7 protein-coding genes are annotated in these 12168 nt (G+C 39.9%); 6 read left to right on the forward strand and 1 reads right to left on the reverse strand.

The window, feature by feature from the left end:
- Nucleotides 1–33: 33 nt before the first annotated feature.
- On the reverse strand, nucleotides 34–3300 hold the full coding sequence (locus tag GARC_RS06060) for a TonB-dependent receptor (RefSeq protein WP_007617890.1): 3267 nt from the start codon (nucleotides 3298–3300) through the stop codon (nucleotides 34–36).
- Between the two features lie 595 nt (nucleotides 3301–3895).
- On the opposite strand from GARC_RS06060, the gene GARC_RS06065 reads away from it, so the two are divergent.
- Genes GARC_RS06065 through GARC_RS06090 form a run of 6 tightly spaced genes read left to right on the forward strand, consistent with a single transcriptional unit; the run spans nucleotide 3896 to nucleotide 12138 of the window.
- Nucleotides 3896–5173 carry an alanine racemase gene (locus GARC_RS06065; protein WP_007617891.1) on the forward strand — a complete coding sequence of 426 codons (1278 nt, stop codon included), beginning with the start codon at nucleotides 3896–3898 and terminating at the stop codon, nucleotides 5171–5173.
- 51 nt (nucleotides 5174–5224) lie between these two features.
- Entirely contained in the window at nucleotides 5225–6094 is an 870-nt protein-coding gene (locus tag GARC_RS06070; RefSeq protein WP_007617892.1) for a MurR/RpiR family transcriptional regulator, read from the forward strand.
- Between the two features lie 3 nt (nucleotides 6095–6097).
- Complete coding sequence (locus tag GARC_RS06075) at nucleotides 6098–7591, forward strand: N-acyl-D-amino-acid deacylase family protein (RefSeq protein WP_007617893.1); 1494 nt, start codon at nucleotides 6098–6100, stop codon at nucleotides 7589–7591.
- A gap of 30 nt (nucleotides 7592–7621) precedes the next feature.
- Nucleotides 7622–8017 carry a RidA family protein gene (locus GARC_RS06080; RefSeq protein ID WP_007617894.1) on the forward strand — a complete coding sequence of 132 codons (396 nt, stop codon included), beginning with the start codon at nucleotides 7622–7624 and terminating at the stop codon, nucleotides 8015–8017.
- A gap of 44 nt (nucleotides 8018–8061) precedes the next feature.
- On the forward strand, nucleotides 8062–9480 hold the full coding sequence (locus GARC_RS06085; RefSeq protein WP_007617895.1) for a sodium:solute symporter family protein: 1419 nt from the start codon (nucleotides 8062–8064) through the stop codon (nucleotides 9478–9480).
- 54 nt (nucleotides 9481–9534) lie between these two features.
- Complete coding sequence (locus GARC_RS06090; protein WP_007617896.1) at nucleotides 9535–12138, forward strand: family 20 glycosylhydrolase; 2604 nt, start codon at nucleotides 9535–9537, stop codon at nucleotides 12136–12138.
- Nucleotides 12139–12168 lie beyond the last annotated feature (30 nt).

The raw sequence follows: 12168 nt of genomic DNA on the forward strand, positions 1-12168 counted from the left end.
AGTTTATCTTACAACTTTTAACTGTGTTAGCTATCAGAAAGTAGCACGAACGGTTAACGCATAACGGCGGTCTGTCGTGAAGGAAAACGCATCAGTTTTTACCCCTTGCTGATTTTGTTGGTATTGAGTTTCTGTGTCAGTACCAAGTAAATTACTGACTTGTAAACCAACTTTAACGTTTTCATTAATGTTGTAAAAGAAACTCGCATCCATCATGCCTTGATCCTTTGAATATGCCGGAACAAATTCTTCAGACTCACGCAAAGTCAAAAGGTACTCTGAACGCCATGTATAGGCTAAGCGGAAGGAAATATCGTCCTTCTCATACATGCCAACAATATTTAGGTTCTGGTCAGAGTAACCTTGCAATGGTAAGCCTGTAAACTGACGGAAACTATTACGATTGTCGGTAATCGGCACACCAGAACCATTGTATCGAATTTCCTGAGTTGGATTGGTATTGGAATCTTCCAAGCCGTCTTGGTCAATGTATGTGTAGTTAAACTGCATACCTAAACCACTCCAAACGCCCGGCAACATATCGAAAAACTGGGTGTACGAAAACTCCATACCACTAATGGTGCCGTCACCAGTGTTATCTGGTCCATAGGCTGATACTGGGAAGCTACTGCCTGCTACTTCAACCTCTGTCGAAAACTGTTTATTTCGAATGATGTTTGACAATTTTTTATGGAACAAACCCACAGTCAATGAACCTACATCAGCAAAATACCATTCAGCTGTTAAATCAAGATTAACTGATTCTTCTGGCTCTAAAAAAGCGTTACGTGCGTTAGCACTGATTTCAATATTTTGTAGGTCGACGGTTGGATTAGTTGCTTCATCTTTATCTTCAGAGGGATCTTGAAGGATCTCTTGGTAATCCAAACTCACCACCATTTTATTAGCCGAATCAACAAGACTTGGATAATAAAGGCCTTTAGACGCGCCGAATCTCACTATGAATTCATCAGTAATACCAAAACTAAGGTTTAAGCTAGGCAAAACTGTAGAGTAATCGGTACCGTCTACTGTGCTAGTTACGAAATCCCCCGAAGCAAGTCCAAAAATACTTGGATATTGATTTTGCATGACTTGGTAAAGTGAACCTGTTTCATCAGTGCCACGCCTAGATGTAGGAGGTAAGCTGATACCACCGGTAGATTCCAGCTGATAATTAACATAACGTAAGCCGAAATTACCTTTGACTAAGATATCCGACATCTCAACATCAAAATCAGCGCGAACATAAAACTCAGTGCGTTCTGTGTTACTTGAACTTATATGACGTGGAGCAAAATGACCGAAAACACTATTATTTGAATCGGCATATGACACAGCACAACGGCCGCTTCCGTCCATTGCGTTGCCTAAAGCACTCCAAGTGCCACAACCATCACGTAAAGTTTGTTCGTAATTTTCAGCTAATTCCATTTTAGGGAACAAAAAGCTGTTGTAGTCACCCGATAGAGTTTCGCCATTAAAGTGATCAGCAAAACTAATGCTGTCGAATAACTCAGGAACAACTTGTGGTGATGCGTTATAGGAAGCTTGTGCGTTCCATGGCGTGCCTAGTGCCTGCCAACCTTCATATTCAGTATTACGCACTATCAATTCTTTATCTGAATAATAAAGCCCTGTTTTTATGCCAGTAAAAGCACCGTCCAGTTTGTACTCCACATCCAACTGAAAAGTATCCGCACTTGCTTCATTGTATTCTTCTTGTTGCATACCGTTAGACATTCGAAGAATTGGATTGGTGTCAGCTTCGACGTCGGGAGGATTTGAAACATTAGGACTCAAAAACTCAATTGACGGTGTAGACCCTCTTAAATCTAAGAAAAATGGTGCATTTTCACCAGTCTGATTGCCATTAATCCGCGAAGTAATCGAGTTGTTGTGAACAATTTGCTCAGAATCAATAGTCTGGTAATCTACTTCAACTGTTATGCGATCAGTCGGGGTAAATTTCACATTTAGAGCTGTATCTTTAACCGTACTTTCATTGAAGTTAAAACGAGAACGAAACTGCAAAGGTACGTCCGGACTACTTCCGCGGCCTACACCCGATGTAAGAAAACCATTACCATCAACTGTCAGAGGGCGCCCTTCATCAGCTTCATCGAACCACTGAAGTGCATTGGCCATCCAAGGTTGAAAACCTTGATCAGCCGGAGTCAATATATATTCTCGCCATTCTAAGGACGCTTTAGAATTGATGTGTTCCAATGTAGCAGTAATCTTCTCGTCAACACTCTGCCACTGTAAGGCGGCAGTAAAACCTGTGCGACTTCTGTCGTTTTCTGCAGTCGATAATGAGTAACTAGCAGGTGAATAATAAGTGACACCATCAGGTTGCCCCTCAAGTGCCTCACCTTCAAACGCTGGAACATAGGCTGCTGCATCTTCAGCTGAAAACTGCACTGTATCTTCAAAACCAGCACCACATGCACGCCAATCTGCTGCACCAGGAATACAAGGATTAGAATATTGGCCTGCGCTAACGCCAGGGCTCGCTGTTCCCCATTCATCGTAAGAGAAAACATCAACCGGACCACGACTGTGGAAATTACCCAAACCAAAACCATCACCACGAGTTTTAAACTCAGAATCAGATGCTGCAACTAATACCCCAAACTTGCCAGAATCAGTATCCCAGTTATCTGAGAAAAGAGCACTGAACGACGGCGTGGTTTCTTCGCGATAATCAGCATAGTTGGCTTGCGCACTCACCGCAAATAAGCGTTCATCGGTGTCAAAAGGCTTGCGTGTAATCAAGTTAACTGTGCCAGCAATACCACCAGAAATCAGATCAGCGGTTTGGTTTTTAACCACTTCTACTGCACCCAATAATTCAGCGGGAAAATCCTCATAGCTTAGTCCGCCATAAGGATTAGCACTAAATGAGTCGCGACCATTAACTTCGCTGCGTACACGGTCCAGACCACGCACTAATACACTTGTACCTTCATCGGCATAATGTTTTGGATCATCTGATGCCGCGAAACGCTCAATGGTTACGCCAGGTACACGTTGAAGCGCTTCAGTCACAGACCTATCAGGTAGCGCACCTATGTCTGATGCAGTAATGACATCTTTTACCGTGTCGGCATACTGTTTCAAAATTTGCGCACTTTGGATGCTTTGACGCATGCCGCTAACTTCAATGACTTCTATGTTGTCATCTGCATTTTGTGATTCTGCCGTCGCATCTTGAGCTGCAATTGAAGCAGAGAGCGAGCAAGAAATCGCAGCAGATATAGCTATTACTAGACGTTTTCTCTTAAATTTATTAGACATGTTTAACCCTCAGTGTTTTATATAAACTTGGCTATTTTCATAACCATAGTTTGGCTTTCTATTAACGTTTAAAACTTACTTAATTTATTTTTATTATTACTAAAAATGAAAATAGCAGAAGCATCAAAACTTCAGAATCCACATGACTTGAGAACTATCATTGATTCTATTATCTACAACAACATCACTTCTAAATTATTACTTTCACAGCCATTATCATTAGCCATTCATTGCCAAAAACATCCATTTATGTCGAACTACTCGTTGCTTTCCTCACTCATAATGACAACGCTGTCATAAACAAATTTAAGATAAGCGCTTTATGGCAGTCATTTATATCTATTACCTAATAACAACGCTGTCATCAGCATCTATATCCTACACAACGTATTTATTGGCAAACAAAACATACAAGTAGATACCAAAACTCTCGATTCCATTTTTTACAACAACAAAGTTACTAAATAACAATTACTTTATATTGAACTTGTTACTTTTTAACATTAAGCTTAGGTGGAATTCAACAAGTTTTTAGTTTTTTCGATGAATTTCGCCAGATGAATTTAAATTGGACGGCTATTTTTGGAGATCGAAGTTGCTTAATAGAAATATAGAAAAGAATAACGAAGCCTACTCCCAAGGACGTGCATTTGAAAAAGGCAGTGGCTGTTTAACAGACTTGAATAATAAGGGCTGGGATCTTCTCGCTGAAGAAGTGAGCTTTCCAATCGCGGTGATTAAGGAAAAACAATTATTAAATAATGCTAAATGGATGCAGGAATTTAGTGACAGAGCGTCTGTAAAACTTGCTCCACATGGAAAAACGTCTATGGCTCCAGAGCTATTCAAAATGCAATTAGAGCAAGGTTGCTGGGGAATGAGTTTAGCGACTGTGCCACAGGTCGTTAATACATTTGAGCATGGGGTTAATCGGATCATACTTGCCAATCAATTAGTCGGCGCTTATCACATGAAACTGATAGCTGATTTGTTACTGACAACAGACATTGAATTTTATTGTTTTGTTGATTCAATAGAAAATATTCATGCATTAGGTAAGTATTTTTCAGGCGTCAATGTCTCTTTGAATATCTTAATTGAGATAGGTGTTTTACAAGGTCGATGTGGATGGCGTGATACACAAAATATAGATCCCCTGCTCGATGCCATAGAGCAGTATCCGCATTTACACTTATGCGGCATTAGTTTTTATGAAGGTGTGATACATGGTAACGATGCAGCCGAAAAAATCGTCACTTTCATCAACAGTATTTGCACAATGGTGGGTAGGTTATACAGTGAAAATAGATTTGATATCAAAGATATTATTGTAACTGGCGCCGGTTCAGCTTGGTACGATATTGTCTCACGGGAGTTATCATCTAACAAAGACACACTAGGGATCAGTTATATTCCTATTATTAGACCTGGGTGCTATTTAATACATGACAAGGGCATTTATCAGGCTGCACAAAACGAGATCATTAGTCGCAGTCAACTAGCCTGCGATATTTCTGGTGAATTGATTTCTAATTTAGAACTTTGGGCCTATGTTCACTCCGTTCCTGAACCTGGGCTTGCAGTCATTGGTCTAGGAAAAAGGGATGTAGCTTTTGATGCTGGTTTACCCATTCCAGAATATATATACCGCCCAGGCAATAAAAAACCTCAAGCGATTGAAGGAGGGTCTGAGGTAATCAATATTATGGATCAACATTGTATGATGACCTTTGGTTCCAAAACATCACTACAACCTGGCGATATAGTTATCTTTGCAACTTCTCATCCTTGTTTAACCATGGATAAATGGCGGCGGATAGGCCTAATCGACAGTAATTTTGTCGTGAAGAAAACCATTGAAACATTTTTTTGATTAAAAAATCAGATGAATTGGCGTTGTTGTTATAACCACAGAGAACAGTAAATGGATATTGTTAATAGTATCAAAGAAGGCTTAAGGCATTTCAGCCCAGCAGAAGAAAAAGTGGCTCGATTTATTTTGAGTGATCTGAATTTTGCTGCCAATGCTGCAATCAATGAATTAGCAGAAAAAGCACAGGTTAGCCACGCGACTATTACGCGCCTAGCGAAAACTCTAAATTGTGCAAATGTGCGAGAGTTTAAGTTAAAAATAGCTCAATCGGCCGCAGTTGGCGAGCGTTTCACAAATGACGACACAATAGAAAAACATGATATTTCTGTTGTATATCAATCTATTAGCGATATTTCATCATTAAATTCAAGACTAATAGAAGACGAAGTAGTTGAAGCTGCTAGTGAAATAATTTGTGCTGCAAAACATTGCTTAATTTTTGGTGTAGGTGGATGGAGCAGTTTGATGACTCAAGAGTGTCACAATCGTTTTTTTCGTTTAGGCATCAACAGCAATTCACACTCTGACCCTATGATGATGCGAATGACTGCGTCCACAGTCGATAAAGATGATGTAGTTATTTGTTTATCTCTAGGAGGGATAAGCCCTGATGTATTCAGTTCAGCGGTTATTGCTAAGGAGTATGGTGCTCACGTTGTTGCTATTTGTCCTGAAGGCGAGTTGGCTAAATTTGCAGATTTTCACTTGCCAATAAAAACCCAAGAAAGTGATTACATCTTTAAACCAAGCGCATCTAGATATGTGATGTTAGCGGCCATCGACATTTTATCCAGTGAATTAGCTATCAAGAATCAGCGAAAGTCTAGAGAGAAGTTAAGACGTTTGAAAATTCAACTTGATGATCACCGAGGCGAAGATGGCGCTTGTCCTAACTCAAGTCGATTGCCTTTGGGGGATTGAAGAGTGACAAACGATGCCAATACTTTACCACAGCAATTGGCTATACCCGATGTATTGATCCTCAATGGGGATATATTGGATGGCAGCGGTAATCCAGCTATAAAACAAGATATTGCAATCAAAGGCGATAGAATTATTGCTATTGGTAACTTGCAAGACCTGTCTGCTAATCACGTTATTGATGCTAAAGGTTTAATGTTAGCTCCCGGTTTTATTGATGTGCATACTCATGATGATTTAGAGCTACTGCGCAATCCCAAAATGCTCAATAAAATCAGCCAAGGAGTGACCAGCGTTATTATTGGTAATTGTGGTATTAGCGCTAGCCCCTACTCCACCAATAAATTGCCACCTGATCCAATCAACTTGCTGGGGGAAACAGACGAGTTTTTGTTTAGTTCTTTGCAAGACTACATTGATCAATTTGAGCAATCTCAGCCATACATTAATGTGGCGGCGTTAGTCGGTCATACTAGTCTTCGGGCACAAGTTATGTCTGACCTAAACAAACCTGCAACAGCACAAGAAATCACTAGTATGGTGAAGATATTTCGGCTTGCTTTAGTCCAAGGCGCTAAGGGATTAAGTAGTGGGCTTGCGTATCAAAATGCACAGAGTGCTTCAACTACTGAAGTCGCAGCATTAGTGGAGCAACTCACAGAATTTAATGGTGTTTATAGTACCCACTTAAGAACTGAATTTGACGGTATTATTGATGCGTTAGACGAGGCTTTTTGGGCCGCAAAACAAGCGAATATCAATATTATTATCTCTCATTTGAAGTGTGCAGGGAAAAACAATTGGGGCCGTGCTGATGAGATCACAAAACACATTCAACAGAACCAAAAACATCAGAAAATAAGTTGTGACTGTTATCCTTATCATGCCAGCTCTAGTACCTTAGATTTAGCGCAAGTGACCTCAGATTTTGATATTTTTATTACCTGGTCAGATCCTCATCCCGACAAAGCCAAACAAACGTTACATACCATAGCCGAACAATGGCAAGTTTCTCTACTAGAAGCAGCGCAGAAGTTGCAGCCTGCAGGTGCGGTTTATCACGGTATGCACGAAGACGATGTACGTAAGTTTATTTCTTTACCTTACAGCATGATTGGATCAGATGGTTTGCCATGCGATCCACACCCTCACCCTCGTTTGTGGGGCTCCTTTCCGCGCATGTTAGGACGATATAGCCGGGATGAAAACTTATTAAGCATGTCGAAAGCGATCCACAAGATGACAGGGCTTTCGGCAACGGAATTTAGCTTAGAACAAAGAGGTTTTATTCGTCAGGGTTATTACGCCGACCTAGTACTTTTTAATCCAGACACTATTGCTGATGTAGCTGACTTTGTTAATCCAGTCGCCCTCTCAAAAGGAATAGAACAAGTGTGGGTCAATGGGCAGCTCAGTTACCAATCACAAGACGCTGAAGCACAAAGGCCTCTTAAAATTAGTGGTGCAGGACGATTTTTAAAACACAGTCAAAACTAAACATATTGCAAAAATTTATAGGAGAAAATAATGACAATTAAGCGTTATGGTGCCCAAGGTAGTGAAGGCACTGGTGGACAACATTTACCCTTTTCCCGAGCAGTCGAAGTGGATGGCTGGTTAAAAGTGTCAGGTCAAACACCTATGCGCAATGGCGAAGTAGTTGAAGGAAGCATAATTGAGCAATCAAACATAGCCATTGAAAACTGCATAAACATTATGACCGAAGCTGGGTTTAGCCTTGAGCATGTGGTGCATGTGACAGTGGTGTTAAACGACTCACGATACTTTCAATCATTTAACAAAGTTTTCAAAGAAGTCTTTGGGGAACACCCTCCTGCACGTATTTGCATGGTGGCCGACCTAGTTGTTGATTGTAAAGTCGAAGTGGACGTCACTTGTTATAAAAAACCTTCAGATAATTAAACGAATTATGTTTGCCATACGTTAAACGCCAGAGCTAAATCATCATGAATCACTTGTACATAGTTGTATTTATTCTTTACATCTTAGCCATGATTGCGCTGGGTTGGTTTGTTTCTCGGAAACAAAAAACCGGCGACGATTTTTTATTAGCTGGGCGCAACGTTCCCTTTATTTTGTCATTAGGTACAACTGTTGCGACTATGGTGGGAACTGGCTCATCAATGGGCGCTGTTGGTTTTGCTTATGAAAATGGCTGGGCTGGCGCTTTATATGGCATTGGTGGCTCAATTGGTATTTTGTTGTTAGCGTGGATTTTTGCACCTGTTAGGCGTCTTCAGTTCACTACTATGAGTGAAGAGCTTGCACATTATGTCGACAACAATAAATACGTAAAAAACACCATAGCTTTCATTATTTACGCCGCGAGTATTGGTTGGCTAGGTGCGCATATTATCGGTGGTAGTTTATATTTGTCTTGGTTAACCGGGATTGATGTCTCTTCAACAAAGCTTATCATTGCGTTGAGTTTTGCGGTTTATGTGGTAATTGGTGGATACACCGCCGTTGTTTGGACTGACTCAATTCAAGCCTTAATTCTATTTACTGGTTTTATTCTTATGGCCTATTTTTCCTTGGATTATGTGGGGGGGTGGGACAGTATGCTTGCGGCTCAACCCTCACAAAATATCAGTTTATTCGCCGTAGAGGCCATAGGTATTATGCCTGCCATCTCTCTTGCACTAGCCATTTTAGTGGGCGTATTAGCCACACCATCGTTTCGACAACGTATTTATTCTGGGAAAAACGTCACCAGCATCCGAAAGTCATTTATTTATTCTGGCGTTCTTTATTTAGGCTTTTCATTGATCCCAGCCATTATTGGCATGAGTGCATATGCAATCACAAATGAATTAGACAATGCAGCTTTTGCGTTTCCACATATTGCACTGAATGTTATGCCTTTGGCCTTAGGCGTGCTCATCATTATTGCTGGTATTTCAGCTACCTTATCCAGCGCGAGTTCAGATGCTATTGCCGGAGTCAGCGTTTTGTTAACTGATATCTATCAAATAATTTTCAAAAAGTCACCTAGTGCTAATAACGTACTCACCTTTTCAAGAATTGGCTTGATACTCACCATTGGCATTGCTTTGCTGCTGGCGCTCATGTCAAACAATATTATTTCTTACATTACGCAAATGATAGCCGTACTTATGTCTGGCCTATGTGTTTGTGGTTTATTAGGGCGACTCTGGCCTGCCTATAATTGGCAAGGGGCAATGGCCAGTTTATTAGTAGGTATGCTCACAGCCATAGGTGTTAGTGCTTATCCACCATGGAATGACTTCTTAGGTAATTCAATTCTACCTGCCATAATCAATTCCGCGTTAGCTGGCTACATAGTCACTTTAATCTCACAAAAATCAAAGTCTTTGGCGCGCTCTTGTGAAAGCAACTCTTGATGATTTTTATAGGTAGCAAACTTTGCATTCATTTAATTTGAGAGGTGAAAAATAGTGTTAGGTGTTTTCATAACTAAGCTTTGTGTGTTTTTGGTATTATTGCCTTTTTTGGTAGAAGCCAAAGTTGCAGACAATGTATGTTTATTGCAATTAATGCCGTGCCCAGAAAAAGTGACATTAAAAACCGGGCATTTTTATTTCAAGCAGCAACTGAATATTTATATTGAAGGCATGAGTGATAAACGGCAACAAGCCGCGTTAACGGGTTCAACAACTCAACTTAGTCGATTGGAATATTTTGATTTCAAACATTTTAATATCGTGGCCAGTCAAGAAAAGGCAGATATTGCCATCATTGTTCAAAACAAAATGGCAAGTCAAAAGCAGTCAGGAGCTAATTATAGGCATCCAAGCTTAGGAGACGATGAAAGTTATCAATTAACAATCTCCCAAGAATTAATATTTATCCAAACAAATACTGAATTTGGGGTTATGCATGCCCTAACTACATTAGTGCAACTTATTTATGCTGCAGATGAAAACGTTCATAAGTCTGATACTCACTTAAAAGCTGTTTTAACCACTTTAGAGTTACCTCAGTTACTCATTGAAGATAAACCTGAATATAGATGGCGAGGCTTGTTAATTGATAGTGTTCGTCATTTTATTCCTATATCTGACATTAAACGGCAACTTGATGGTATGGCCGCAGCTAAATTAAACGTTTTTCATTGGCACTTAAATGACGATCAGGGCTGGAGGATTGAGTCAAAGCATTACCCTAAATTGCATCTCATGGCTTCTGACAATTTGTATTACACCCATGAGGAAATTAAAGGTGTAGTGGCTTATGCCAGTCTCTTAGGCATTCGTGTTGTGCCTGAACTTGATGTACCAGGCCATGCATCCGCCATTGCTGTCGCATACCCTGAATTTATAGCAGAGAAAAAAAGCTATGCCATGGAAAGACAATGGGGAGTATTTGAACCTGTTCTTGATGTGAGTGATGCAAAGGTCTATCAGTTTATTGAAGATTTAGTTGCTGAATTCACCCTATTGTTTCCTGATAACTATATGCACATTGGGGGGGATGAAGTTAATCCTAAACAATGGCTAAATAACGACAATATCAAGAGATTGATGCTGAATAAAAACCTAGCCAACAGTGATGATTTACACCATTATTTTAACGCCAAGGTGCAGGATATATTAACAAAGTACCAACGTAAAATGGTGGGTTGGGACGAAATTTATCATCCACATTTACCTAAAGATATCGTCATACAATCTTGGCGAGGTTTAGAGTCGTTGAATAAATTCGCTAATAGTGGTTATCAAGGCGTGTTATCAACGGGGTTTTATATCGACCAACCTCAATACAGTGCCTACCATTATCGTAATAACCCGAAGACTAATATTGATATTGAAGCATCAGCTTCCCAAAGCACAATTTCACCCAATACTGGAGATGACAAAAATACTCATTATCGCACTTGGGAATTAACCATACCAAGGTTAAAAGGGTCTGCAGTTAAGGGGAACTTCACCCTAATCACTAGGATAGACGGCAACAAGGATCGGCAATTAAGCGGCTATTTAAAACTAAATGATAACGCTTTTCAAAAGGTATCAATCCATGCCCCTGTAACTACTTTAAGCAGCAAAATACTTGTTTTCTCATTAGATAGTTGGATGGGACCATTACGCTTTGAATTAGATTTTCCAAAGCCTTTTATTTCTTCTCAAACGAGTCTAACAAATAACACATTAACAACCGCTACGCCGAGGAACAACCGGCTGTTTATTGGCAATGCTTTTTATCCACTTATTGCTCACGAATTAAAAAATCCAGCGCCACAAAATGTACCCTTAGCTCCACAACTAAAACCTAACAACACAAAAAATATTTTAGGGGGAGAGGCGACACTTTGGTCTGAATTGGTCACTCAAAACAATATTGACATACGCACCTGGCCACGATTATTTGTGATTGCCGAACGCTTGTGGTCAAAGCCGCAAATAAACAACCTTGATAACATGTACCAACGTCTATTTTTTATAGATAGATATTCTGAAATCATCCTAGGATTGAAACATAAAGAACAACAGCGAAAAGGATTTTCGGCTCTACTTAATGATCATAATACTGACGAAAACATCCATGCTTTGATGCACTTAGGGAAATTAATTGAACCTGCGCATTATTATACTCGGCACCATATAAAACACCAGCTAGGTCAATACCACCAACTTGCTGCACTGGATGATTTTGTAGATTTTCTAGCGGTTGAAAGTTTCGAAATTATTGAATTAACTAATTTTATTGAGGCTTATCAAAAAGGAAACAAGTCTGTGTTATCAAACATAAAACTTAAGGTGAAAGCATGGCAAGAAAACCAAATAATATTAAACCGCATTGTCATTCAAAGCTCTATATCTTCTAGCTTTAAAGCATTAATAAAAGACGTCGAAGTGTTTAATCATACGGCAGAACATATTGTTGGGTTTTGTAGCAATAAGGTGTTAAACCCTAAACATACTTTCGCCCAGCTGAGTCAACAATTGCAACAACGACAAGAACAACAAAATGAAACTGTGATTGCGGCGATCCCGTTATTCCAGACATTGTTGACTAGTTGCCAAGTGGCAAATAAATAATATGCGATATTTACTATAACCTTCAAAGAG

Origin of the sequence: Paraglaciecola arctica BSs20135, assembly GCF_000314995.1 — a bacterium.
Classification (GTDB): Bacteria; Pseudomonadota; Gammaproteobacteria; order Enterobacterales; family Alteromonadaceae; genus Paraglaciecola; species Paraglaciecola arctica.

Excerpts from the sequence above, each read along its gene's own strand:
- GARC_RS06070 (WP_007617892.1), top strand. The coding sequence starts at position 5,225 with ATGGATATTGTTAATAGTATCAAAGAAGGCTTAAGGCATTTCAGCCCA.
- GARC_RS06060 (WP_007617890.1), bottom strand. The coding sequence starts at position 3,300 with ATGTCTAATAAATTTAAGAGAAAACGTCTAGTAATAGCTATATCTGCT.
- GARC_RS06080 (WP_007617894.1), top strand. The coding sequence starts at position 7,622 with ATGACAATTAAGCGTTATGGTGCCCAAGGTAGTGAAGGCACTGGTGGA.
- GARC_RS06085 (WP_007617895.1), top strand. The coding sequence starts at position 8,062 with ATGAATCACTTGTACATAGTTGTATTTATTCTTTACATCTTAGCCATG.